Annotated in this window: 18 protein-coding genes; 7 read left to right on the top strand and 11 right to left on the bottom strand. The window is 71.8% G+C overall.

What is annotated here, in order from left to right:
• Positions 1-108: 108 nt before the first annotated feature.
• Positions 109-1,407: a dicarboxylate/amino acid:cation symporter gene (locus FLX08_RS27060; RefSeq protein WP_142622701.1), complete on the bottom strand. Its 1,299-nt coding sequence runs from the start codon at positions 1,405-1,407 to the stop codon at positions 109-111.
• Between the two features lie 345 nt (positions 1,408-1,752).
• On the opposite strand from FLX08_RS27060, the gene FLX08_RS27055 reads away from it, so the two are divergent.
• The 3 genes from FLX08_RS27055 (at position 1,753) to FLX08_RS27045 (ending at position 5,544) form a co-directional block, all read left to right on the top strand.
• Positions 1,753-2,409 (top strand): GntR family transcriptional regulator, encoded by a 657-nt coding sequence (locus FLX08_RS27055; protein ID WP_142622699.1) that lies wholly within the window; start codon positions 1,753-1,755, stop codon positions 2,407-2,409.
• A gap of 43 nt (positions 2,410-2,452) precedes the next feature.
• Positions 2,453-3,919: an MFS transporter gene (locus FLX08_RS41545; RefSeq protein WP_208761682.1), complete on the top strand. Its 1,467-nt coding sequence runs from the start codon at positions 2,453-2,455 to the stop codon at positions 3,917-3,919.
• 299 nt (positions 3,920-4,218) lie between these two features.
• Positions 4,219-5,544 carry a glycoside hydrolase family 6 protein gene (locus FLX08_RS27045; RefSeq protein ID WP_142622697.1) on the top strand — a complete coding sequence of 442 codons (1,326 nt, stop codon included), beginning with the start codon at positions 4,219-4,221 and terminating at the stop codon, positions 5,542-5,544.
• A 16-nt stretch (positions 5,545-5,560) separates the two neighbouring features.
• On the opposite strand, the gene FLX08_RS27040 is transcribed toward FLX08_RS27045, so the two are convergent.
• The 5 genes from FLX08_RS27040 to FLX08_RS27020 all read right to left on the bottom strand — a co-directional run bounded on the left by FLX08_RS27040 (position 5,561) and on the right by FLX08_RS27020 (position 10,316).
• Complete coding sequence (locus FLX08_RS27040; protein WP_142622696.1) at positions 5,561-5,926, bottom strand: MmcQ/YjbR family DNA-binding protein; 366 nt, start codon at positions 5,924-5,926, stop codon at positions 5,561-5,563.
• 197 nt (positions 5,927-6,123) lie between these two features.
• Positions 6,124-7,518: an MFS transporter gene (locus FLX08_RS27035; RefSeq protein WP_142622694.1), complete on the bottom strand. Its 1,395-nt coding sequence runs from the start codon at positions 7,516-7,518 to the stop codon at positions 6,124-6,126.
• A gap of 76 nt (positions 7,519-7,594) precedes the next feature.
• The gene (locus FLX08_RS27030) at positions 7,595-8,608 is read right to left on the bottom strand and encodes a cytochrome d ubiquinol oxidase subunit II (RefSeq protein WP_142622693.1); all 1,014 of its coding nucleotides are present in this window, start codon (positions 8,606-8,608) and stop codon (positions 7,595-7,597) included.
• Positions 8,608-9,975, bottom strand: a complete 1,368-nt coding sequence (locus FLX08_RS27025; protein WP_142622691.1) for a cytochrome ubiquinol oxidase subunit I — start codon at positions 9,973-9,975, stop codon at positions 8,608-8,610. Before FLX08_RS27025 ends, FLX08_RS27030 begins: the two co-directional genes overlap by 1 nt.
• A gap of 38 nt (positions 9,976-10,013) precedes the next feature.
• Entirely contained in the window at positions 10,014-10,316 is a 303-nt protein-coding gene (locus FLX08_RS27020) for a hypothetical protein (protein WP_142622689.1), read from the bottom strand.
• A 257-nt stretch (positions 10,317-10,573) separates the two neighbouring features.
• Here FLX08_RS27020 and FLX08_RS27015 point away from each other — a divergent pair, with 257 nt between their 5' ends.
• Positions 10,574-11,011: a Fur family transcriptional regulator gene (locus FLX08_RS27015; protein WP_142622687.1), complete on the top strand. Its 438-nt coding sequence runs from the start codon at positions 10,574-10,576 to the stop codon at positions 11,009-11,011.
• Between the two features lie 32 nt (positions 11,012-11,043).
• Positions 11,044-13,275: a catalase/peroxidase HPI gene (gene katG / locus FLX08_RS27010; RefSeq protein WP_142622685.1), complete on the top strand. Its 2,232-nt coding sequence runs from the start codon at positions 11,044-11,046 to the stop codon at positions 13,273-13,275.
• 82 nt (positions 13,276-13,357) lie between these two features.
• On the opposite strand, the gene FLX08_RS27005 is transcribed toward katG, so the two are convergent.
• Positions 13,358-15,358, bottom strand: a complete 2,001-nt coding sequence (locus FLX08_RS27005) for an erythromycin esterase family protein (RefSeq protein ID WP_142622683.1) — start codon at positions 15,356-15,358, stop codon at positions 13,358-13,360.
• A gap of 380 nt (positions 15,359-15,738) precedes the next feature.
• Between FLX08_RS27005 and FLX08_RS27000 the strand changes: the two genes are divergently transcribed.
• On the top strand, positions 15,739-16,581 hold the full coding sequence (locus tag FLX08_RS27000; RefSeq protein WP_142622681.1) for an NAD(P)H-binding protein: 843 nt from the start codon (positions 15,739-15,741) through the stop codon (positions 16,579-16,581).
• Between the two features lie 79 nt (positions 16,582-16,660).
• On the top strand, positions 16,661-17,752 hold the full coding sequence (locus FLX08_RS26995; RefSeq protein ID WP_142622679.1) for a winged helix DNA-binding domain-containing protein: 1,092 nt from the start codon (positions 16,661-16,663) through the stop codon (positions 17,750-17,752).
• 185 nt (positions 17,753-17,937) lie between these two features.
• On the opposite strand, the gene FLX08_RS26990 is transcribed toward FLX08_RS26995, so the two are convergent.
• Genes FLX08_RS26990 through FLX08_RS26975 form a run of 4 tightly spaced genes read right to left on the bottom strand, consistent with a single transcriptional unit; the run spans position 17,938 to position 23,143 of the window.
• Positions 17,938-19,977, bottom strand: coding sequence for a glycoside hydrolase family 2 protein (locus FLX08_RS26990; RefSeq protein WP_142622677.1), 2,040 nt, complete (start codon positions 19,975-19,977; stop codon positions 17,938-17,940).
• A 30-nt stretch (positions 19,978-20,007) separates the two neighbouring features.
• Positions 20,008-20,850, bottom strand: a complete 843-nt coding sequence (locus tag FLX08_RS26985) for a carbohydrate ABC transporter permease (protein ID WP_142622675.1) — start codon at positions 20,848-20,850, stop codon at positions 20,008-20,010.
• A complete protein-coding gene (locus FLX08_RS26980; RefSeq protein WP_142622673.1) occupies positions 20,847-21,773 on the bottom strand; it encodes a carbohydrate ABC transporter permease in 927 nt (308 codons plus the stop codon). The genes FLX08_RS26985 and FLX08_RS26980 overlap by 4 nt, the downstream gene beginning before the upstream one ends.
• Positions 21,773-23,143: an ABC transporter substrate-binding protein gene (locus FLX08_RS26975; RefSeq protein ID WP_142622671.1), complete on the bottom strand. Its 1,371-nt coding sequence runs from the start codon at positions 23,141-23,143 to the stop codon at positions 21,773-21,775. The genes FLX08_RS26980 and FLX08_RS26975 overlap by 1 nt, the downstream gene beginning before the upstream one ends.
• Between the last annotated feature and the right edge of the window lie 91 nt (positions 23,144-23,234).

Below are 23,234 nucleotides of genomic sequence, written 5' to 3'. Positions count from 1 at the left end.
GACCGTGTATCAGCGACCGCTCGGGCATGTATCACCGTGCACGCCGCCCGCAGGGAACGGCCTCGCCCGCGACGCAGTGTCGTGGGCGAGGCCGGACGGGAGGGAGGATCAGGCGAGCGCAGGCTCGGGACCCGACGCGGGACGAACCGCGGCGGGGGCCTCGTCCAAAGACTGCGGCGGAGCGCTGAACACCTCCTCGTCGAGACGGCCCTCGGAACGGGCGACCAGGACGGGCACCACCATCTGTCCCGTGACGTTGGTCGCGGTGCGGATCATGTCGAGGATCGGGTCGATCGCCAGAAGCAGCCCGACGCCCTCCAGCGGCAGGCCCAGCGTGCTCAGGGTCAGGGTGAGCATCACGATCGCGCCGGTCAGACCGGCGGTCGCGGCCGAGCCGACCACGGAGACGAACGCGATCAGCAGGTAGTGGCCCACGTTCAGGTGGACGCCGAACACCTGGGCCACGAAGATCGCCGCGAGCGCGGGGTAGATGGCGGCGCAGCCGTCCATCTTGGTGGTGGCCCCGAACGGCACCGCGAAGGAGGCGTAGTCGCGGTCGACGCCCAGGCGCTCGGTGGTGACCCTCTGGGTGAGCGGCATGGTCCCGACCGAGGAACGGGAGACGAAGGCCAGCTCGATCGCGGGCCAGGCGTTGCGATAGAAGGCGAGCGGGCTGACCTTGCCGACGAAGGCGAGCAGCAGCGGGTAGCTCACCAGGAGCACAAGCAGGCAGCCGATGTACACGCCCGCGCTGAGCTTCGCGAGCGGGGCGAGCAGGTCCCAGCCGTAGCTGGCCACCGACTTGCCGATCAGACCGGCGGTGCCGATCGGGGCCAGCCGGATGACCCACCACAGAGCCTTCTGGACCAGATCGAGGACCGACCGGCTGAAGCCGAGGAACGGCTCGGCCTTCTCGCCGGCCGCCAGGGCGGCGGCCCCGAGGACGACCCCCAGGAAGACGATCTGGAGGACGTTGAGCTCGGTGAAGGCGGTGACGATGTTGGTCGGGATGATGCCGGTCAGGAAGTCCAGCCAGGTTCCGGCGCCGTCCAGGTCGACGGCCTTCGCCCCGGCGGTGGAGATGGTGACGCCCTCCCCGGGATTGAGGATCAGGCCGAGGCCGATGCCGAAGACCACCGCGATCAGCGAGGTGATCAGGAACCACAGCAGCGTCTTGCCCGCGAGCCTGGCGGCGCCGCTGACGTTGCGCAGGTTGGCCACGCTGACGACGACCGCGGTGAAGACCAGCGGCGCGACCGCGAGCTTGAGGAGCTGGACGAAGATCTTGCCGACTTCGGTGAGGGTGGTGGTGAGCCAGGTGACGTCACCGGCGCGGGCGACGAACCCGAGGGCCGCGCCTATCACCAGGCCGAGCAGCAGCTGCAGGGAAAAGGAGAGTTTCTTCACGAACGAGACTCCGGCAGGAGGGCATGCTGACGCCGAGGCGGCATGCGTGGTGGAGGGGGAGGGAGTGGTGACTGCGTTCAGTGACAGAGACGACTGCTCAACCGGCACAGGTCGACGTGCAGCCGCTTGACGAGCAGCACGGACACCGGGATGGATCTCATAGCGCGAGAAAACCTCCTCAACCGGCAGTAAATTCCGGTGTTCAATGTGATCCGTATCACGTTCCGCTGCGCGGGTGAAGCCTCAATCGCCCCAGGAATCCCATATGAGCCTGCTGACCGCGATGTCGGGCATGGGCCAGAGCCATAGATACAAGTTGTATCTATGACTGCTACGCTCCTTCGCATGGCCGATCCCGCGAAGCGCCCGTCCGCCGCCCACACCGCGTACGCCGTGACCAAGGAGCTGATCCTCTCCGGCGAGCTGCCGGGAGGAAGCCTCATCAGCGAGGGTGAGATCGCCGAACGGGTACGCGTGAGCAGGACGCCCGTCCGGGAGGCGTTCCTGCGGCTGGAGTCGGAGGAACTGCTGGCGCTGCATCCCAAGCGCGGCGCGGTGGTGGTGCCGGTGCCGCCGGGAGAGGCCGCGGACGTCCTGGAGCTGCGGCTCGCCCTCGAACGGTCAGCGGCGGAGCGCATCGCCAGGACCGGCCTGCGCGACGACCACCACGAGAGGATGCGCGACCTGCTGCGGCAGCAGCGGGCCCTCGCCGAGGCCGCCGACGTCGGCCGGTTCGCCGACGCCGACGAGGCGTTCCACCGGTGCATCGTCGAGGCGTCGGGCAATCGGCTGGCCGGCCGGTTCTACGCCACGCTCGGCGACCGGCAGCGGCGGATGAGCATCGCCGCGCTGCGCCCGCGACCGGAGCGGCTGTCCGTGCTGGCCGGCGAGCACGAGGCCCTCCTCGGCCACCTCCTCGCCGGAGACAGCGCGGCCTTCGCCTCGGCCCTGCTCGATCACCTCACCGCGACACACGGCTCGCCCTATCCCGCCGACCGCTGATCCGCTTCCTCTCCCACGCTCCTCTCGAAGGTTCGACGTCCCCATGCCCGAAACCCAGCGGATGCCGGAGCCCCGGCAGGCCGCCCCCAAGCCTGCCGTCACGCCCAGCCCCGTCACGCTCAACCCCGTCACGCTCAACCCCGTCGCCCTCAGTCCCGTCGTCCTCAGTCCCGGCGCCTGGCGGGCCGTCGCCGCGGCGATGTTCGCCTGCGGCTGGGGCGGCAACCAGTTCACCCCGCTGCTGCTGATGTATCGCCGGTTGGGCGGCTACTCCGCCCTCAGCGTCGACGCCTTCCTCGGGGCGTACGTCGTCGGGCTCGTGCCGGGGCTCCTGCTCGCCGGGCCCGTGTCCGACCGGCGCGGACGGCGTCCCGTGCTGGTGGCCGGCACCGTCGCCTCGGCCCTCGCGAGCCTGGTGCTCTGCTTCGGCGGCCAGGGCGCCTGGCCCATCTACGCGGGACGGCTGATCACCGGCTTCGCCGTCGGCATCGCCATGTCGGTGGGCAGCAGCTGGGTGAAGGAGCTGTCGAGAGGGACGGACGGCGGGCTCGCCGCGCGCCGGGCCGCGCTGTGCCAGACGGCGGGCTTCGGCCTCGGCGCCGGGGTCGCGGGCGTGCTCGCCCAGTGGGGACCGTGGCCCATGGTGAGCCCGTACGCCGTCCACCTCCTCCTCACCGCGGCCATACCCGTGCTGCTCCTGAGGGTGCCGGAGACGCGGCCGGCGCGGGCGGGAGGTTCGGTGCGCGAGCTCCTCGGGGCGCTGGCGGACGACCTTCGCGTCCCGGCACCGGCCCGCAGGCGGTTCCGGCTCGTGGTGCTGCCGATGGCGCCGTGGGTGTTCGGCGCGGCCGGGCTTGCGTACGCGGTCACGCCCCAGCTCGTCGGCTTCCGCGTCGGTGACTGGGGGCTGGCGTATGCGACCGGGCTGACCGTGCTGACCCTGGGCACGGGCGCGGCGGTGCAGCCCGTGGCCAGGTGGCTGCACAGCGGGGAGAGAAACGGCGCGGCGAAAAGCGGCGAGAACGCCCCGGCACTGCGCCACACGGACGTCGGCGTGGCCATGTCCGGAGAGGCGGGCGCCGAAATCGGTGCCGTGGGAATCGGCGCGGCGGGCGACCGTGCGGCGGGAGCACGGACCGGGCGGGCTCCGGTTGTGGCGATGGCCGTGATGCTTCTGGGCGCGGCGCTGTGCGCGGCGAACGCGGTGCTGCTGTCGCCGTGGCTCGCGGCCGTCACCGCCGCCGCCCTGGGCGCCGGTTATGGCATCGCGGTGGTCTCCGGGCTGCTGGAGATCCAGCGCATGGCCGGCCCCGACGACCTGGCCGGGCTGACCGGCGTCTACTACATGCTCGCCTACGCGGGCTTCCTGCTCCCCACCGTGCTGGCCGGTCTGTCGTCGTGGCTCTCCTACCCCGTCATGCTGGCGGCGGTGGCGGCAGCGGCCCTGGTCTGCCTGGGCCTCGTCGTGACGGGCGCCCGCGTCACGGAGCCGGCCGCCGCGGCGCGCTGACGGCGGCCTCCAGGGCGTCCCACCAGAAGCCCTCGCCTCGTTACCGTCCGCGCCTCCGCCCTCCTGCACCGCCGCCCTCCGCCCTGCTGCCGTTCGGGCCGGCTGAAGCTTTCAGGCGACCGGGCGCGCGGCGGCACCGGCCGACCTCGCGCGACGCGGCGTTCGCCAAGCTGAGGGCGGGTGATCTCCCCCGGTCCCCACGCGCGTACGGCGGCAGGTGCGATCAAACCCTGTACGCGCCCGCCCGGCCGGTGAATCGTGCGTGGTGGCGACGGTCTCGCGCGGTGAGGAGGCACGGCATGGCGGTGCGGCTGGGAGCGCGTCTCATGGCGACGATCGCGGCGGCGATCCTCCTGCCGGTCACGGCGGTCCTCACGGGCACCCCCGCCGCCGCGGACACCCGTGCCGACAACCCGTACGTCGCCGCCGAACGCTACGTCGATCCCTGGTGGTACGCGTCGGCCGTGTCCGAGCCCGGCGGGGCGGCGGTGGCCATCCAGCCGACCGGCGTCTGGCTCGACAGCGTCTCCCACATCGAGGGCACCGCCTCCTTCCCCGGGCTGCGGGCGCATCTGGACGAGGCCGTCGTGCAGGACTCCTACGGCTCGGCCCCGCTCACGATCCAGATCGTGCTGAACGACCTGCCCGACCGCAACTGCACCCGTGCGGTGTCCAACGGGGACTTCAGCGTGGCGGCCGACGGCCTCGACCGCTATCGGACCGAGTATGTCGATCCGATCGCCGAGATCCTGGCCGACCCGGCCTACCAGAGGTTGCGCATCGTGGCGATCGTCGAGCCCGACTTCCTGCCGGGGCTGCTCCTGCCCGCCGCCACCTCCCGCTGCGCCGCCGTACAGGCGAGCGGGGCCTATCCCATGGCGCTGCGGTACGCGATGACCCGGCTGCACGCCATCCCCAACGTGTACGTCTACCTCGACGCCTCCCATCACGGCGTCGTCGGTCATCCGGACAACTTCGGCAGGGCCGCCGACCTGCTCGCGAGCATCGCGGGCGCGGCCGGAGGGCAGCCTTCGCCCGTGCACGGCTTCACGGTGAACGTCGCGGGCTACGGCGCCCTGGTCGAGCCCTACTTCACCACGCATATGGGCCTGCCGGTGAAGAACTCGCGGTGGGTGGCCGGGAACGACTACGTGGACGAGCTGTCGTTCGCCCAGGCGTTCCGGCAGCGGCTCATCGCGGCCGGCTTCGGGCCCGGCATCGGCATGGTGATCGACACCTCGCGCAGCGGCTGGGGCGGCCCCTATCGCCCGGTCCGCACCAGCACATCGGGCGACGTGAACCGGTTCGTCGACGAGTCGCGGACGGATCGCCGCCACAGCGTCGGCAACTGGTGCAACCAGGCCGGGGCCGGGCTCGGCGCGCGGCCCGCGGCCATGCCCGCCTACGGCATCGACGCGTACGCGTGGATCAAGCCGCCGGGCGTCTCCGACGGATCGAGCGTCAACGTCCCGGGCCCCGACGGCCTCCAGCCCGACCCCATGTGCGATCCCACCTACATGCAGGGCACCGTGCCCAGTGGGGCGCTGCCGTACGCGCCTGCGGCCGGGCAGTGGTTCGGGCCGCAGTTCCGGGAGCTCCTCGCCAACGCCTACCCGCCCCTGTGAGGCAGCAGCGACCCGGTCAAGCGATCGGCCGTTCGTCGAGGAGCCGGACCAGCCGTTTCGGCGCGATCAGCCGGTAGCTGTCCTCGATCAGCCCGGCGATCTCGTCCCAGTCCTGCTCGACGTCGAGGCGTGCGCCCACCCAGCCGTTGCGCCCGACGTACGGCGGGACGAAGAAGCGCTCCGGGTCCGAGCCCACGAGGGCGTCCTGCACCCCCGGCCCGGCCTTGAACGTCAGCGACCGCCCGTCCTCACCGGTCATCGCGAACATCTTGTCGCCGACCCGATAGGTGGGCGCGGTGTGGCCCCCGAACGGCTTCTCCACGGCCTCCGGCAGGTTCAGGCAGATCTCCCTGAGCCGGGACGCCACATCCTCATCGCTCACGCGGCTCGCCCCCTCGCACGGTCGTCATGACCGACCAGGGTAGGGGCCGCCTTCGAGCCGCACCACCCGGCCGCACCACCCGCCGCACCACCCGGCCGCACCACCCGGCCGCACCACCCGCCGCACCACCCGGCCGCACCACCCGGCCGCACCACCCGGCCGCACCACCCGGCCGCACAGCCCGCTCACGGCACGCGTCACGGCGCCCGGTCGCGCACCCGGCGCGAGGCGGTGAGGGCGGCCAGCAGCGCGACGGCCGCCAGGACGGCCGAGGCGGCGCGGGCGCCGGCCTCGTGCGGGTGCCCCGCGAGATGCAGGGCCAGGGTCACCACGGCGACGCCGAGCGCCGTGCCGATGCCGCGCGCCATGTTGACCATGCCGCCGGCGGTGGCGGCCGCCCGTTCGGGGACCGCGGCCATGACGACGGTGTTGTTGGCGGGCACGAACAGGCCGAGCCCGGCGCCGGTCAGCGCCAGGCAGGCCCCGGCCCAGCCCTCGGCGGCGGGATCCGCCGCCGCCAGCGCGCAACCGGCGGCCGCCGACACGGCGCCCACGACGCACCTGCGCCGGTCGCCCCACGCGCGGGGCAGCAGGCGGTCGCCCATCAGGGCGCTCACCGCGAAGCCCCCGGGCAGCGCGGTCAGGACCAGGCCTGCGACCAGTTCGCCGCTGCCGCCCGCCACGAGGACCTGCGGGATCGACACCAGCGGGCCGAACAGCACCAGGTAGCCTCCCAGCGCTCCCGCGAGCCCGGCCGTGACGACCCGGTTGCGGAGCAGGGCGGTGTCGATGAGCGCGTACGGCACCCGCGCCTCCCACCGCCAGAAGCCGATCGCGGCCCCGGTGGCGACGGCGAGCAGGGCGGGCACCGACCACGACGGCAGGTCCAGGCCCGAGACCACGGAGGCGGCGAGCAGCAGGGCGCTGGTGGAGGCCCCGAGCAGCACCAGCCCCGGCCAGTCGAAGCGGCCGCCCCTCCCCCGGTGCCGCGTGCGCGGCAGCAGGTAGCGCCCGGCGATCACGGCCGCGCAGCCGACCGGCACGTTGATCCAGAACACCCACCGCCATCCCGCCGTGGCGACCAGCACGCCGCCGACGACCGGCCCGAGTGCCAGGCCGAGCGCCTGGGCCGCCGCCTGCAGGCCCAGCCCGGTCCGCATCCGCGCCCGGGGGACGCTCGACACGACCAGGGCCACGCTGTTGGCCTGGAGCATCGCCGCCCCCGCGGCCTGCACCAGCCGGCAGGCCACCAGCACCGCCAGGGACGGCGCCAGCCCGCAGGCGGCCGAGGCGACGGTGAACACGACGAAACCGTAGAGATAGACCAGCTTGCGGCCCGCCACGTCGGCGAGCCGTCCCACCCCGGCCAGCAACGCGACCAGCACCAGCAGATAGCCCAGGGACACCCATTGCACGGCCGCCAGCGAGGCGCCGAACTCCCGCTGCATCGCGGGGAAGGCCAGGGTGACGATGCTCGCGTCCAGCTGTCCCATGAACGCGCCGATGCACACGGCGCCCACGGCGAACCAGGGGGCGTACGGGTGCTCGCGCACGCGGTGGGGGCGGCGCGACTCCCTCAGCAGATCACGCATGCTCCGACCCCTGCCTCCCAGCCTATCCCCGCAGGTGGGGACGGCTCCGTGCCGGCCTGCGGGCCGTCCGGGCCGCTCAGCCCAGGTCGCCCCGCTCCAACGGCAGGCGGTGCTGGACGGCGAGCAGCCACGCGATCGACGGCAGCACCAGCAGCGCGCCCACGCCCGTGACGGCGAGAACCGCCGTGATCACCGCCGGTTCCGCCGCCACCTCCCGGTAGGACACGGCCGGCGGCAGCATGAGCGGATACTGCGCCACGGCCCATCCGCACAGCACGGCGGTCACGGCCAGTGCCGCGGTGCCGCGGACGAGCAGGTAGCGCCGCAGCCACAACAGCGCGATGGAGGCGACGCCGAGCACGGCGCTGGCCAGCACGAACGGCAGCGCGCCGTGGGTGAGGCCGGTGAAGAGCCGGGGGGCGTCGGCGTGCAGCACCCCGATGCCGCCGAGGGCGACCACGCCGGTGACGACGGCCGCGGCCAGCGCCCTGCGCCGGAAGACCTCGGCCATCCCGGGCAGGCGGGATCGCACGGCGTCGTCGCACAGGTAGACCGCGGCGAGATAAGCGCAGACGGCCACCGCGAGGACGCCGCCCAGCATCGAGGTCGGGTTGACCCACGCGCCCACCAGGTCTCCCCTGGCCAGGCCGGGCGGCACCCGGCCGGACGCGACGGCCCCGGCCACCGTGCCGAGGAAGAACGGCGTGAGCACCGACGACAGCGCGAAGGCCGCGCCGAACAGGCGCTGCTGCCACAGCTCGGTGCTGCTCTTGCGGAACGCGAACGCGGCCCCCCTGCCGATGATCCCGAACGCGGCCAGCGTGAGGGGGATGTAGAGCGTGGACATCACCGCCGCGAAGACCGCGGGGAAACCGGTCCACAGCATCACGAGCACGAAGATCAGCCAGACGTGGTTGGCCTCCCAGACGGGGCCGAGGGAGTGCTCGATGAGGCGCCGCTGGGGCATGCCCGCCCGGCTGCCCCCGGCCAGCAGGTCCCACAGGCCGCCGCCGAAGTCGGCGCCGCCGAGCAGCGCGTAGAGGATCAGGCCGAGCCACATGACCCCGAGCAGGACCTGCGCCGGCTCCATCAGGGCGTCTCCGGTTCCTGCGGCGCGGCCACCGGCCGGGCGCGGGCCATGAGCCGCAGCACATACACGGTCGACACCGTGAGAACCGTGTAGACGACGATCAGCAGCAGGAGTCCCGCCCACAGGTTGGGCGCGGGGTTGACCGCGTCGGCGGTGCGCAGCTTGCCGTACACGACCCACGGCTGACGGCCGAGCTCGGTCACCACCCAGCCCGCCTCGACGGCGACGACGGCGAGCACGCCGGAGGCGGCCGCCGGCCACAGGAACAGGCGGGATCGCGGGATCTCGCGCCGCCGCCACCAGCTGAAGGCGAGCCAGGCCGACAGCAGCAGGAGCAGGACGCCGATGCCGACCATCACGTCGAAGCACAGGTGGACCGGCGTGACGGGCGGCCGGTCGGCGGGCGGCGTGCGGTCCAGCCCCTGGACGACGGTGTCCGGGCTGTAGCCGACCAGCAGCGACAGTCCGCTGGGGATCTCCAGCGCGTAGCGCAGGCGGTCGCCCACGAAGATCCCGCCGAGGCTCAGCGGCGCGTTCGGCCCGGTCCTGGTCAGTCCTTCCATGGCCGCGAGCTTGGTGGGCTGATAGTCGGCGAGGAAACGTGCGGCGTAGTCGCCCACCACGATCTGGACGGGCGTCAGCGCCCCCGCGAGGGTGAAGGGCACGAGGAAGCCGAGGCGGTGGTAGCGGTCCCGCCGCCCGCGCAGCAGGGCCACGGCGTAGACGGACGCGGTGGCGAAGCCCGACACCATGAACGCCGCGACGATCATGTGGATCGTCTGCGGCGGAGTGGCGGGATTGAACATGGCCGCCCAGGGCGACACGTCCGTGACCCGGCCGCCCTCCAGGCGGAAGCCGCGCGGCTGGTTCATCCAGGCGTTGGCCGAGACGACGAAGAACGCCGAGGCCACACCGGCGATCATCACCGGCACCCCGGCCAGCAGGTGGGCTCTGGGCGAGAGCCGGTCCCACGCGTAGAGATAGATCCCGATGAAGATCGCCTCAAGGAAGAACGCGATGCCCTCCAGCGCGAACGGAAGCCCGATCACCTGGCCGTACGCGCCCATGAGGCCCGGCCACAGCAGGCCCATCTCGAAGCTGAGGATCGTGCCCGACACGGCCCCGACGGCGAACAGGACGGCCACCGTCTTGGCCCAGCGCCGGGCGAGGCGCAGGTAGTCGTCGTCGCCTCTGCGCAGCCCCCGCCATTCGGTGAACAGCAGCAGGGCGGGCATGCCAACCCCCAGGCACGCGACGATGATGTGCCACCCGAGGGACAGGGCCATCTGGGTCCGCGCCGCGGCCAGGTCGGCCCCGCTCGCCGGGCCGGCCGCGGCGATCAGCGGCGCGGCGAGGGCGGGCCGCATCGCCCTCCCCCGCCGGGGAGCCCCGGCCGGGGCCGAGGTCAGTGGTCGTCCCAGTGACCGTCGTGGCGGACATGGCGGTGCCCGTCGTGGATGTAGTCGACGTGGTCGCCGTGCGGCACGGCCACATGCCCGCATTCCGGCCCGTGCTCGTGGTCGTGGTCGTCGTGTACGGCGTGCCCGCTCGCCTCGCACTCGTCGGTGTGGTTCTCGTGGACCCGGTGCAGGTGGCCGTCGTGGACGTAGTCGACGTGGTCGCCGTGCGGCACCGCGACGTGGCCGCACCCGGCGCCGTGCCGGTGCTCGTGTGCCCCGTGCTGCCGATGCTCGGTCATTGTGGTCATGGGGGGATGCCCCCTCTCCGTGAACCCGCGGACTGGTTGCGTAGGTACCCCGCACGTCCGCGAGGAGGCAGCGCCCCCGACCGCTTTTGCGCAAGCCGATGCGAGCCTCTACTCCCGTTTGGGGCACGTGCCGTCTCGCGGCGGCCTGCCGGCCGTCTTCTCCGAGCGCGATCTGAGACGGAAATCACCTTAGAGACACATAATCTTGGACGATTCGCTCTCTTGAACTCTTCGTGTTTAGGCGATAAATTAGCGACATGATCGCGCCCAGGACTCCGACGACCGCCGAGGAACTGCGGGGGGCCGGCCTGCGGGTCACGGCCGCCCGTGTGGCACTGCTCGAGACCGTCCGCAGCGGTGACCACCTCGACGTCGAGGCGATCGCCTCCGGGGTCCGCGATCGCGTGGGCCACGTCTCCCTCCAGGCCGTGTACGAGGCCCTTCATGCCCTGACCGCAGCGGGACTCGTCCGTCGCATCGAACCGGCCGGCAGCCCGGCCCGGTACGAGGGCCGCGTCGGCGACAACCATCACCACGTCGTGTGCCGGTCGTGCGGCGTCGTCGCCGACGTCGACTGTGCGACCGGCGAGGCGCCGTGCCTCAACGCGTCCGACGACCACGGCTTCACCATCGACGAGGCCGACGTCATCTACTGGGGCCTGTGCCCCGGCTGTTCCAGCGCCCGCGCTTCCTGAGCCCCATGATCGACTAGTTCCAGAGGATTCCCTTGACCGAGAACCACGACGCAATCGTTGCCGACCCGAAAACGGAGGGCGAAGGCGGCTGCCCGGTCGCGCACACGCGCGCCCCGCACCCGACGCAGGGCAACGCCAACCACAAGTGGTGGCCGGAGCGCCTCAACCTGAAGATCCTTGCCAAGAACCCGGCCGTGGCCAACCCGCTCGGTGAGGACTTCGACTACGCCGAGGCGTTCAAGTCCCTCGACCTCGCGGAGGTCAAGCGGGACATCGCCGAGGTGCTGACGACCTCGCAGGACTGGTGGCCGGCCGACTTCGGCCACTACGGCCCGCTCATGGTCCGTATGGCGTGGCACAGCGCGGGCACCTACCGCATCAGCGACGGCCGCGGCGGCGCCGGCTCGGGCCAGCAGCGCTTCGCCCCGCTGAACAGCTGGCCGGACAACGGCAACCTCGACAAGGCCCGCCGCCTGCTGTGGCCGGTCAAGAAGAAGTACGGCAAGAAGATCTCCTGGGCCGACCTCCTGGTCCTCGCCGGCAACGTCGCCCTCGAGTCGATGGGCTTCAAGACCTTCGGCTACGCCGGCGGCCGCGTGGACGCCTGGGAGCCCGACGACGACGTCTACTGGGGTCCGGAGACCACCTGGCTCGGCGACGAGCGCTACAGCGGCGACCGTGAGCTGGAGAACCCGCTCGCCGCGGTGCAGATGGGCCTCATCTACGTCAACCCGGAGGGCCCGAACGGCCGGCCCGACCCGATCGCGGCGGCCCGCGACATCCGTGAGACGTTCCGCCGGATGGCGATGAACGACGAGGAGACGGTCGCCCTCATCGCCGGTGGTCACACCTTCGGCAAGACCCACGGCGCGGGCCCGGCCGACAACGTCGGCCCCGACCCCGAGGCCTCCCCGATCGAGCAGCAGGGCCTCGGCTGGAAGAACAGCTACGGCACCGGCAAGGGCGGCGACACGATCACCAGCGGTCTGGAGGTCACCTGGACCTCGACGCCGACCCGGTGGTCCACCAACTTCTTCTGGAACCTGTTCGGCTACGAGTGGGAGCTCACCAAGAGCCCGGCCGGCGCGTGGCAGTGGAAGCCGAAGAACGGCGCCGGTGAGGGCTCGGTTCCCGACGCCCACGACCCGTCGAAGCGGCACGCGCCGGGCATGCTGACGACCGACATCGCGCTCAAGGCCGACCCGATCTACGAGCAGATCTCGCGGCGCTTCTACGAGAACCCCGACGAGTTCGCGGACGCCTTCGCCCGTGCGTGGTTCAAGCTGACCCACCGCGACCTGGGCCCGGTCACCCGCTATCTCGGCCCGGAGGTCCCGGGCGAGGTGCTGCTGTGGCAGGACCCGCTGCCGGAGCGGACGTACGAGCTCGTCGACGCCGCCGACATCGCGGCCCTCAAGGAGCAGATCCTCGCCTCGGGCCTGTCGGTCTCCCAGCTCGTGTCCACCGCGTGGGCGTCGGCCGCGTCCTTCCGCGGCAGCGACAAGCGCGGCGGCGCCAACGGCGCGCGCGTCCGCCTGCAGCCGCAGATCGGCTGGGAGGTCAACGACCCCGACCAGCTCGCGACCGTGCTGGGCACTTTGGAGGGCGTCCAGCAGTCGTTCAACGCCGCGCAGACCGGCGGCAAGCAGGTCTCCCTCGCCGACGTGATCGTGCTCGCCGGGTGCGCCGCCGTCGAGAAGGCCGCCAAGGACGCCGGTTTCGACGTCGAGGTCCCCTTCACGCCGGGCCGCGTTGACGCGTCGCAGGAGCAGACGGACGTCGAGTCGTTCGCCGCGCTCGAGCCGACCGCCGACGGGTTCCGCAACTACTACGGCAAGGGCAACCGGCTGCCGGCCGAATACCTGCTGATCGACCGGGCGAACCTGCTGAACCTCAGCGCCCCCGAGATGACCGTCCTCGTCGGCGGCCTGCGCGTCCTGGGCGCCAACCACCAGCAGTCGAACCTCGGCGTCCTCACCCAGACCCCGGAAGTCCTGACCAACGACTTCTTCGTCAACCTGCTCGACCTGGGCACGGAGTGGAAGTCGATCTCGGAGGACCAGTCCACGTTCGAGGGCCGCGACACCGCCACCGGCGAGGTCAAGTGGACCGGCACCCGGGCCGACCTCGTCTTCGGGGCGAACTCCGAGCTGCGCGCGGTCGCGGAGGTCTACGCGAGCGACGACGCCAAGGAGAAGTTCGTGACGGACTTCGTCCGGGCGTGGGACAAGGTGATGAACCTCGACCGGTTCGACCTGGTCTGAGCATGACCTGACGTCCGGGCCGGCCCACACGGGCGCCGGCCCGGACGTTCCGCTTTCTCCAGGCGACCGGCAGGTCCGGGGCTCAGACCGCCACCGGGTAGGTCTCCGGCGCCTCTCCCCGCTCCCAGGCGGCCGTACGCTCCAGGGGCTCCAGCGCCCCGGTCTCGTCGATGTGGATCACCGCGTCGAACTGGTCGGACAGACGGGCCTGGAAGTAGTGGCTCTGCCGTTCGGTCTGCGGACGGTAGATGACTCCGATGGCGCGTTCGAGCAGCGCCATGCGCAGCAGGTCGGCCGCGTCGGCCGAATGCGCGAAGCTGACCAGGAACTCCTCCTGCCCGACCTTGTGGAACAGCTCCTCGACCGAGCCGGGCAGCCCCGGGCGCACGTTCTTCCGCTCGGCCGGCCCACCCCAGTCGTCGGCCGCCGTGACCGTGCCGGTGTAGGTGGTGAAGCCGATCAGCCGGCAGTCCGCGATGTTGTGCTCGCGCACCAGCTGGCCGAGGTTGAGCTCGCCGCGCGCGCCCATCTCCGTGGCCCGCGCGTCGCCGAGGTGGGAGTTGTGCGCCCACACCACGATCTTCGCCGCCTCGCTGCGCTGCCAGCCGAGGTGCTCGGCCAGCGCGAACAGGGTGTCGGCCATGTGCCGGTCGCGCAGGTTCCACGACGACACCCTGCCGCCGAACATCGTGCGGTAATACCGCTCTGCGGCGGCCACCACCACGGCGTTGCGCTCGGCGTGGAAGAACTCGTCCTCGCCGAGCAGCCCCTGCGCCCGCTGGTAGCGCAGCGCGTTGCGCTGGAGGTCCACGAGCTGCTCGATCACCTGCCGCTCGCACGACTCGCCCGCGCCGAAGGCGGCGGCGAAGCCGTATGCCTGCCCGTCCTCGCCGTCGTTGTGGTCGAAGCAGGAGTAACGTTCCCGGGCCCGCGCCGCCGCGGCCGGGTCCACCTTCTCCAGGTAGGCCACGACCTCGTCCGCGGACCGGTGCATGCTGTAGAGATCGAGCCCGTAGAACCCGGCCCGCGCCCGCTCGTCGAGCCGATCGTTGTGCTCGCGCAGCCAGCCGACGAACTCCAGCACGTCCGCGTTCCGCCACATCCACGCCGGGAAGCGTTCGAAGCCGCGCAGCGCCTCCTCGGCGGTCGCGTCGTCACCCCGCCCCCGGACATACCGGTTCACCCGGTAGGCGTCGGGCCAGTCGGCCTCCACCGCCACGGCGACGAAGCCCTTCTCCTCGATCAGCCGCCGCGTCATCTGGGCGCGCGCGGCGTAGAACTCGTGGGTGCCGTGCGACGCCTCGCCGATCAGCACGAACCGCGCGTCGCCGACGATGTTGAACAGCACCTCGTCCGAGGGGACCCCGTCCCGCACGGGCACGAGCTCCGAACGCAGGACCGCGAGGTCGGTCCGGACGGGCGGGGCCCCCGCCCGCACCGAGGCCGCCGCGCGCAGCAGCCTGCGCACCTCGTCGTCGGTTGTCTGGGTGAAGTTCCAGTACGAGTCCCCCACGGAGAGGAACGGCATGGGCGTGGTCGCGCAGAGGACCTCGTCCACCAGGACGAACAGCTCCTGGCAGGTGGACTCGGCCGCGGCGGGCATGGCGACCACGATCCCGGCCGGCTCGCGCTGCCAGAGCGCGCGGAGGGCCGCGCGCATGCTCACCCCGGCCCCGAGCCCGTCGTCGACCACGATGACGGTCTTGCCGCGCAGCTCCGCGGCGGGCGCATCGCTCCGATAGGCCCGCTCCTGCCGCGCCAGCTCGCGGGACTCCCGCTCGGCGACCTGCCGGATGGTGTCGGGCTGGAGACCGAACCCGCGGACGACGTCCTCGTCGAGCACGATCACCCCGCCCGGGGCGATCGCCCCCATGGCCAGCTCCTCGCGGCCGGGCGTGCCGAGCTTGCGCACCAGGAGCACATCGAGCGGGTGGCCCAGGGCGGTCGCCACCTCGTACGCCAACGGGACGCCGCCGCGCGCCAGTCCGAGGACGACGACATCGGGCAGCCCCTGATAGCGGCCGAGGAGTCCCGCGAGCACCCGGCCCGCCTCCCGGCGATCTGAAAACAGGCGATCGTTCATAAGCCTCGCCTCCCGGTCGCGCAGCCGAATACCCCACCATGAGCAGCGCAAACACCGTTCATCGCATCGCACTGCCGGACCGGTTGCCCGACGGCTCTGACCGCCGGCCTGCCGCTCCGTCTGCCGGGGGCCTCGTACGAGGGCGTCGTTCGCATCCTGCGGGCGATCAGCGCATGGCGGCAGGTTTCCAGCATTCCCCGAATGTCTGCCAGCCAATTTAGGACGGAATCTTACCTAATTGGCATCTAGCGTGACGGCCATGACGAACGGCGGGGACGGCATCACGGACGACGACGCCGCCTCCATGACGGCGAGGCCTGCGGCGAGCAGAGCATTCCAGGCCGTTATGTCAGGACTGTCATCGAATGAAGGGAAACCCTATGTATCTGGTCGTTGGCGCCACGGCTCACTTCGGACGTCAGGCGGTCGAGGAGCTCGTCTCCTCTGGGGCTCCGTTGCGTGCGCTGACCCGGACCCCCGAGAAGGCCGGGCTGCCGGAGGGCGTCGAGGTCGTCCAGGGTGATCTGACCAAGCCCGAGACGTTGCCGGCGGTCGTGCGGGGTGTCGAGGCCGCCTTCCTGGTCCTGCAGTATGGAGCGGACATCGCTCCGCTCCTGGAGGCGGCGCGCGAGGCCGGAATGCGACGGGTGGTGTTCCTGTCGTCGGGGGCCGTCGACGACGGGGCCGAGCGGCAGCCCGACGTGATCGCCCGATATCACCGTGACGTCGAGCAAGCCATCGAGGCCTCCGGAATCGAGTGGACGTTCCTCCGGCTGCTGTTCCCCGCCATCAACTCGCTGACGTTCGCGATGCAACTGCAGGGCGGCGATGTCATCCGCGCGCCGTACACCGAGGCCGCCTTCAGCGCCGTACATGAGCGGGACGTCGCCGAGGTGGCCGTACGGATCCTGACGGGCGGCGGGCACGCGGGCCGGGTCTACGACCTGACCGGCCCCGAGTCGCTGACCCAGGCACAGCAGGTACGCATCCTGGGCGAAACGCTGGGACGCACGCTGACCGTCGAGGACCTCGATCCCGAGCCCGTGCGAGCGCAGATGAGTCAGTTCATGGACGCCGGCTTCCTGGCGGCGCTGTTCGGTCTCATGGCAAGGACGGTCGGGAAGCCGGCGCCGGTCAACGGAGTCATCGAGCAGATCACCGGGCACCCCGCGCGCACCTACGCCGAGTGGACCACAGATCACAAGGCCGACTTCGGCGGCTGACCGACCAGGGCAGGGGGACGGAGAACCGCCGCCCCCTGCCCCCCTGCCCCCTGCCCCCGAGAACCGTAAGGAGGCCACGATGCCGCCGGTGCTGCAGCGACGCGAGCTGGGGCGAGCGCTGCTGGCCCGCCAGATGCTGCTGGAGCGGGCCGACGCGACAGCCGAGGAGGCGATCGCGCGGCTGGCCGGAATGCAGGCCCAGGCTCCGTACGCGCCTTACTTCGGGCTCTGGACCAGGTTGAAGAGGTTCGGCACCGATGACCTGGTGGACGCGCTGACAGGGCGCCGGCTGGTGCGGGTCGCGCTGATGCGCAGCACCGTCCATCTGGTCACGACGGCGGACTACCGCTCGTTGCGGACATGGGTCCAGCCCGCGCTCGACCGGGAGCTGGACACCGCGTTCAAGAAGGCCCTGGCCGGTCTCGACCGCGCGGCCGTGGCGGAGGCGGGGCGCGTCCTGCTCGGCGAGCGGCGCCTCACTCCCAGAGAACTCGGGCAGGCGCTGAGCGAGCGGTGGCCCGGCCGCGAGCCCCGCGCGCTCGCCACAGTGGTACGGAACCTGGTGCCCCTGGTTCAGGTGCCGCCGCGCGCTGTCTGGGGCGTAGGCGGTGCCGCACGGTACGCCACGGCGGCGACCTGGACGGGAACCGCGCCCGCACCGGTGCCGGACCCCGAACGGATCGTGCTGCGTTACCTCGCTGCGTTCGGCCCGGCATCGGTCAAGGACGTGCAGACGTGGGCGGGTCTGACCCGGCTGCACGCCGTCATGGAGCGGCTGCGGCCACGCCTGGCGGTCTTCCGCGACGAGCATGGGGTGGAGCTGTTCGACCTGCCGGACGCGCCGCGCCCCGGCGCCGACGCCCTCGCGCCGGTTCGCTTCCTGCCCGAGTATGACAACCTGCTGGCCTCCCATGCCGACCGCACCCGCGTGATCTCGGACGAAGCCCGCCGGCGCGTGACGACCCGCAACGGCATGCGCGCCACCTTCCTCGTGGACGGCCAAGTGAGAGGTGCGTGGAAACTCGACGCGGACAGGACGTCGGCGACTCTGGAGATCGACTCTTTCCTGCCGCTGTCCGCCCCCGAACGCGCCGAGGTCGAGGCGGAAGGCGCCCGGCTCCTGGAGTTCGCCGCGCTCGGAGCCGCACACGATCTCCGTCTGACCACCTGATTCCGGAGGTCTCCGCCGCCCCTGGTCCGGAGCCCGGACGCGGCCTGGCTCGACCTGCGCGGCGCCGTCTCCCTGCGCATCCCACTGGGCGGGCCGAACCCGATCGCCCGGGACGGGGGCGCGGGACCCGGCGCGGACCGATGACGATCGCGCCGGCGGCCCGGCCGCCGGCCGACCTTGCCGCCTCAGGCGCGGGCCCGTGGGTCGTCCCCGATGACGTGGGCGGTGTGGGTGTCCACGTCGAGCGCGGTGCGGGCGATCACGCCCCCGCCGCCGACCAGGGCGATGTGCAGACGCCCGCTGGTCCAGCCGTCCGGCAGCACGGCGCGGACCTCGGCGGGCGCGCCGAGCAGGAACGGCTTCGCCTCCGCGGCGGGGCCCGGCTCCCCCGGGTGTGCGGGGGCGGCGCCGAAGACCGGGGTCCAGGCGGTGTGCAGGCGGCCGGTCACGGGCTCGGCGCCGTGGTGGGAGACCCGTACGCCGACGGCGACCTCGCACGACGCGCTGAGCAGATCGCGGCCGGGCGCGACCGGCACGATGTCGAGCACGAGCGTCGTGGTGGCGTTGACGTGGGCGGGGTCCACGCCGGCCAGGTCCTTGGGGCGGCGTTCGAAGTCGAGCAGCCCGGCCGACTCGTGCTCGATGTCGTACAGCTCCGTGTAGACATAGCCGGCCAGCCGGTCGTGGCGGCGCATCTCCTGGGTCTGCCAGCGCAGGTGCCAGGCGCGTTCCACCGAGGTGAAGCCGCCGCCATACTCGCTGTTCAGGTTGGGCAGCCCACGCAGGGGCTGGGACGGCGCGCCGGCGAGCTTCTTGCGTACGACGAAGTCGGGGCCGAGCTTCACCGGGAAGTCGTCCTGCTCGCCCCCCAGCAGCGCGGCCACGGTCCTGCCCCAGGACGCGGCCGACTCGTCGTAATAGTGCCAGTCGAGCAGGTCGGTCCTGACGTGGGTCCAGCCGGAGTTGTCCACGGCGGGCCGGGTCGGGTCGAGGCTCTTGAGCAGGTCGTACGCCCGCGCGGCGGCCTGCTGCTTGGCGGGGTCGCCCGGGATGTCCCAGTCCAGGCCCCACTCCTCGTTGTAGAGGCCCCAGATGACGATCGCCGGGGAGTTACCGTCCCGCTCGACCATGGGAGCGACCTGCTCCTCGAAGGCGGCCACCGACTCGGGCGAGAAGCGTCCGGTGGCGGCCGGTTCGGCCCAGACCAGCATGCCGAGGGTGTCGGCGTGGTAGACGAAGCGGGGATCCTCCAGCTTGAGGTGCTTGCGCACCAGGTTGTACCCCGCGGCGGCGGCGAGCTCGATGTCGCGGCGCAGCGCGGCGTCGGCGGGGGCCGTGATGCCGGTGCGCGGCCAATAGCCCTGGTCGAGCACGCCGCGCACGAACAGCCGGCGGCCGTTCAGATACAGGTCCTCCCCCACGACATCGATGGTGCGCAGCCCGGTGTATCCGGCGACCCGGTCGGTGCCATCGGGTGAGACGAGCTCGGCGTCCACGTGGTAGAGGTGCGGGTCGTCCGGCGACCACAGCCGCGGCTCCTCGATCGGCAGCTCCACCCGCACCGGCCCGTCGCCGACCGGCACCTCGACCGGCGTGCCGCACCCGCGTACGGACAGGCGCAGCCGGGTCTCCGCCACCGGGCCCTCCACGCGCGCCTCGGCCACGATGCCGGTCAGGCCCTCGGCGGGGCGCAGCGTCAGCGCGGCGATGTGCGTGGCCGGGCGTGCCTCCATCCAGACGCTCTGCCAGATGCCCGACGAGGGGGTGAAGCACACGCCGTCGAAGTCGTCGCGGGGCACGCTGCGCTGCTTGCCGTGCGCGATGTCGCGCTTGTCGAGCGGCGCGGCGACCCGCACCACGATCTCCTGCTCGCCCTCGCGCAGCGCCCCGGTGACGTCGGCCTCGAACGGCGTGTAGCCGCCGCGGTGCGCGGCCACCTCGACGCCGTTGACCCACACGGTGGCCTCGTGGTGCACGGCGCCGAAATGGAGCACGATCCGTTGCCCCGCCCAGGCCGTGGGCACGGTCACGCGGCGGCGATACCAGGCCACGGGCAGCCAGTGGGCCTCGATCCCGGAGGCGGGGGTCTCCCAGGCGAAGGGCACGGTGATGGTCCGGTTCCAGCCCTGCTCGGTGCCGGCCCGGAAGTCCCACTCGCCGTTGAGGCTCGACCAGGAGTGCGAACGGTCGAAGTGGGGCCGGGGATATTCCGCGCGCGGGGTCATGGTGCTCCGTTTCATGAGAGATGTGCCTGGTCAGCCTTTGACGCTGCCGGCGAGGATGCCGTTGATGAAGTGGCGCTGGAGGAGGACGAAGATCACCAGAAGCGGCAGCATGGCGATGCTGCCCGCGGCGAGCAACTCGCCCCATACGGTGGCGAAGTCCGCGCCGATGCGGTTGCCGGTGACGTTCTGGGCCAGCGTGGACAGCACCACCTGGAGCGTCTGGTGGGCGGTGTCGTTGACGGCGACGACCGGCCAGACGAAGTCGTTGTAGATGTTCATCGTGGTCAGCACGGCCAGCGCGGCCAGCCCCGGGCGGATCACCGGCAGCACGACCCTGGCGAAGACGCCGAACTCGCTCGCGCCGTCCACGCGTCCCGCGTCGATCAGCTCGTCGGGGATGGCGGCGATGGTCTGGCGCATCCAGAAGATGCTGAACGCGTCGACGCTGCCCGGCAGGATCAGCGCCTGGTAGGTGTTGACCCAGCCGAGAGTGCTCATCTCCAGCAGCAGCGGGATGATCAGCACCAGGGTCGGCAGCATGAGGGTGAGCAGCACGACCCCGAACAGCACGTTCTTGCCGGGGAAGGCGTATTTGGCGAAGGCATATCCGGCCAGCGGGCAGAAGAACATCGTCATCGCGCCCTTGACCGCCAGCACCAGCGCGGTGTTCGCGAAGCCGGTGCCGATCGGCACGTCGGCGAACATCGCCCGGTAGTTGTCCAGCGTGAGGGACCCCACGGAAAGGGGATCGGTGATGATCTCGGCCGCGGGCTTGAGCGAGGAGCTCACCGCCCACCAGATCGGGTAGAGGAACGCCGCGGCGAGCACCACCAGCAGGGCGTACTGCACCGGGCCCGGCCTGGTCTGGTTCATGACACCTCGTCTTTCGGGCGCAGCAGCCTGACCGCGCCGAGGGAGAGCCCGAAGACCAGCAGCACCAGCAGGAACGAGTTCGCGGCGCCGGTGCCCAGGTCGGAGGCGGCGATGTGGTCGTAGAGGTAGAGCCCGGCGGTGGTGGTCGAGCCGTACGGGCCGCCCTCGGTGACCACGAAGGGCTCGGCGAACATCTGGAACACGGCGAGGGTCTGCACGACCACGAGGAAGGCCATGCTCCGGCGCACCAGCGGGACGGTCAGCGACCAGAACTGCCGCCGGCGCGACGCCCCGTCGATCGCGGCGGCCTCGTACACGGAGGCCGGCACGGCCTGCAGCCCGGCCAGCAGGATGATGATCGCGAAGCCGGTCGTCTTCCACAGGAACAGCAGCGCGAGCGTCGGTTTGGACCACGCCGTCGAGGTCAGCCATCCCACGTCGGGCAGTCCGACGAGGTTGAGCAGGTGGTTGACCAGGCCGTAATCCTGGTCGAACACGACGATCCAGACCTGCGCCATGGCCACCAGCGGGGTGACGAACGGCGCGAGGAAGGCGACTCTGAACAGCCCGCGCAGCCGCAGCCTCGCGTTGGCCAGCAGCACCGCGCCGGCGAGCCCGGCCACGATCTGGACCGGCACGATGAGCAGCCACATCACCGCGCTGTTGCCGAGCGATGCCCAGAACTCCTGGCTGGTCAGCAGGTAGGCGTAGTTGCCCAGGCCGACCCACGTGGCCGCCCCGGCGCCGTGCCAGCGGGTGAAGCTGAGCTGCAGCGCGAAGACCAGCGGATAGATCCCGAAGGCGGCGAAGACCAGGAAGAACGGGGCGATGAACAGGTACGGCGACAGCCGGATCCGGCGACGCTGCCCCGGCCGTGCCGCGGTGGCCCGCCCGGGCCTCGCCATCGTGGTGAGAGCCGGCATCAGGAGCGGTCGATCAGGTTGCGCTGGATCTTCGCGGCCGATTCGCCGATCACGTCGTCGGGCGCCATCGTGCCGTCCATGAGGCGCTGCAGGTTGTCGCCCAGGTAGTCCACCGACTTGGCCCACCACGCCGGGATCGGCGCCGCGGCCGGGATGGTGGCGGCGGCCTCGACGGCGACCTTCCACAGGTCCTGGCCGCCGAGGGCGTCGATCGGCTGGAACAGCGGCTTGGCGGGGTCGAGCGCGGGCGTGAAGCTGGGGACCGACGTGGACAGGCCCCCGGGATACACGCTGCTCGGGCCGTACAACGCGCTGTATCCGGGCTCCTTGAAGCACAGGAACTCGTACAGCAGCCAGGCCTGCTCCGGGTTCTTGGCCTTGGCCGGGATGACGAAGCTGCTGCCGCCCATGGCGCCGCTGCGCGGGCCGCCCGGCGTCCAGGCCGGGAGCGGAGCCGCCCGCCACTTGCCCGTGGTGGCCTTGAGAAGCTGCTGCGGCGCGAAGGACCACCAGATCGCCCACGGCACGAACACCTGCTGGCCGCCGTCGAGCGTGTTGACGTCGGCGGGCTCCAGGTAGGGCGCCCGGGTGGCGAGACCGTCCTTGACCACGGTCTGGATCCAGGTGAAGATCCGCCGATACTCCGCCGAGTCGAGCCGCAGCCTCCCCTGCGCGTCTGTGAGGCTCGTGCCCTGCTGGTTGGCCAGCATCTCCAGCCAGAGCTGGCCGAGGAACGGGCTCTTGTCCAGGTGGATGGGCTTGGTCTTCGGGAACTTGTCGCGCACCGTCCTGGCCGCGGTCAGCAGGTCGTCGTAAGTGGCCAGCCCGGCGGGATCGACCCCGGCCTCCTGGAGGATGTCCTCCCGATACCACAGCAGGCCCGGGTCGAGATCCCAGGGCACGCCGTAGATCTTGCCCGCCACGGTGTTCACCGACAGCTTGTACGGCGCGATCCGGTCGCGGTAGGGCGCGATCAGGTCGGACAGGTCGTAGAGGTGCTCGGCCTGGCCGCCGATCTTGGCGTCGTCCCAGAAGCTGCCGTCGGGCACGTCCGTGCCGCTGATCAGCGTGTCGGCCAGCTTGGCGTCGATGTCCACGGCCATGTGGTCGACCTTGACGCCCGGGTAGGCCTCGCGGAACTTGGCGATCGCGGCGTCGAACACCTTGAACAGGTCGCCGGACCGGTTCCACACGGTGATCTCGCCCTTGACCGACGACGCGGAGGCGGAGGGCTTGCCGAGCCTGCTCGGCGCCGCCGCGCCGCCCGTGCCGGGAGCGCAGGCGGTCAGCGCGCCGCCCGCGGCGGCGAGGGCTCCGGCGCCGAGGGCTCCCTTGAGAAACCCGCGGCGGTCCATGGGGGATGGGGTCATCTAAGTTCTCCTCGCCGTCCGGGAAAAGACGTTGTGAGGGCTCTGCAACGATGCAGACATAGTGCATGCTTGTCTGCAACGATGCAAGCGC

It is taken from the genome of Microbispora hainanensis (genome assembly GCF_006874475.1).
GTDB classification, from domain to species: Bacteria; Actinomycetota; Actinomycetes; order Streptosporangiales; family Streptosporangiaceae; genus Microbispora; species Microbispora hainanensis.
The sequence above is the reverse complement of the archived record's forward strand: the minus strand, read 5'-3'. Positions and strand labels throughout refer to the sequence as shown.

What these genes read in the sequence shown, in the direction of transcription:
- FLX08_RS27055 (WP_142622699.1), top strand. Translation starts at nt 1,753, where the DNA reads ATGGCCGATCCCGCGAAGCGCCCGTCCGCCGCCCACACCGCGTACGCC.
- FLX08_RS41545 (WP_208761682.1), top strand. Translation starts at nt 2,453, where the DNA reads ATGCCCGAAACCCAGCGGATGCCGGAGCCCCGGCAGGCCGCCCCCAAG.
- FLX08_RS27045 (WP_142622697.1), top strand. Translation starts at nt 4,219, where the DNA reads ATGGCGGTGCGGCTGGGAGCGCGTCTCATGGCGACGATCGCGGCGGCG.
- FLX08_RS27035 (WP_142622694.1), bottom strand. Translation starts at nt 7,518, where the DNA reads ATGCGTGATCTGCTGAGGGAGTCGCGCCGCCCCCACCGCGTGCGCGAG.
- FLX08_RS27030 (WP_142622693.1), bottom strand. Translation starts at nt 8,608, where the DNA reads ATGGAGCCGGCGCAGGTCCTGCTCGGGGTCATGTGGCTCGGCCTGATC.
- FLX08_RS27025 (WP_142622691.1), bottom strand. Translation starts at nt 9,975, where the DNA reads ATGCGGCCCGCCCTCGCCGCGCCGCTGATCGCCGCGGCCGGCCCGGCG.
- FLX08_RS27020 (WP_142622689.1), bottom strand. Translation starts at nt 10,316, where the DNA reads ATGACCACAATGACCGAGCATCGGCAGCACGGGGCACACGAGCACCGG.
- FLX08_RS27015 (WP_142622687.1), top strand. Translation starts at nt 10,574, where the DNA reads ATGATCGCGCCCAGGACTCCGACGACCGCCGAGGAACTGCGGGGGGCC.
- FLX08_RS27005 (WP_142622683.1), bottom strand. Translation starts at nt 15,358, where the DNA reads ATGAACGATCGCCTGTTTTCAGATCGCCGGGAGGCGGGCCGGGTGCTC.
- FLX08_RS27000 (WP_142622681.1), top strand. Translation starts at nt 15,739, where the DNA reads ATGTATCTGGTCGTTGGCGCCACGGCTCACTTCGGACGTCAGGCGGTC.
- FLX08_RS26995 (WP_142622679.1), top strand. Translation starts at nt 16,661, where the DNA reads ATGCCGCCGGTGCTGCAGCGACGCGAGCTGGGGCGAGCGCTGCTGGCC.
- FLX08_RS26990 (WP_142622677.1), bottom strand. Translation starts at nt 19,977, where the DNA reads ATGACCCCGCGCGCGGAATATCCCCGGCCCCACTTCGACCGTTCGCAC.
- FLX08_RS26985 (WP_142622675.1), bottom strand. Translation starts at nt 20,850, where the DNA reads ATGAACCAGACCAGGCCGGGCCCGGTGCAGTACGCCCTGCTGGTGGTG.
- FLX08_RS26980 (WP_142622673.1), bottom strand. Translation starts at nt 21,773, where the DNA reads ATGCCGGCTCTCACCACGATGGCGAGGCCCGGGCGGGCCACCGCGGCA.
- FLX08_RS26975 (WP_142622671.1), bottom strand. Translation starts at nt 23,143, where the DNA reads ATGACCCCATCCCCCATGGACCGCCGCGGGTTTCTCAAGGGAGCCCTC.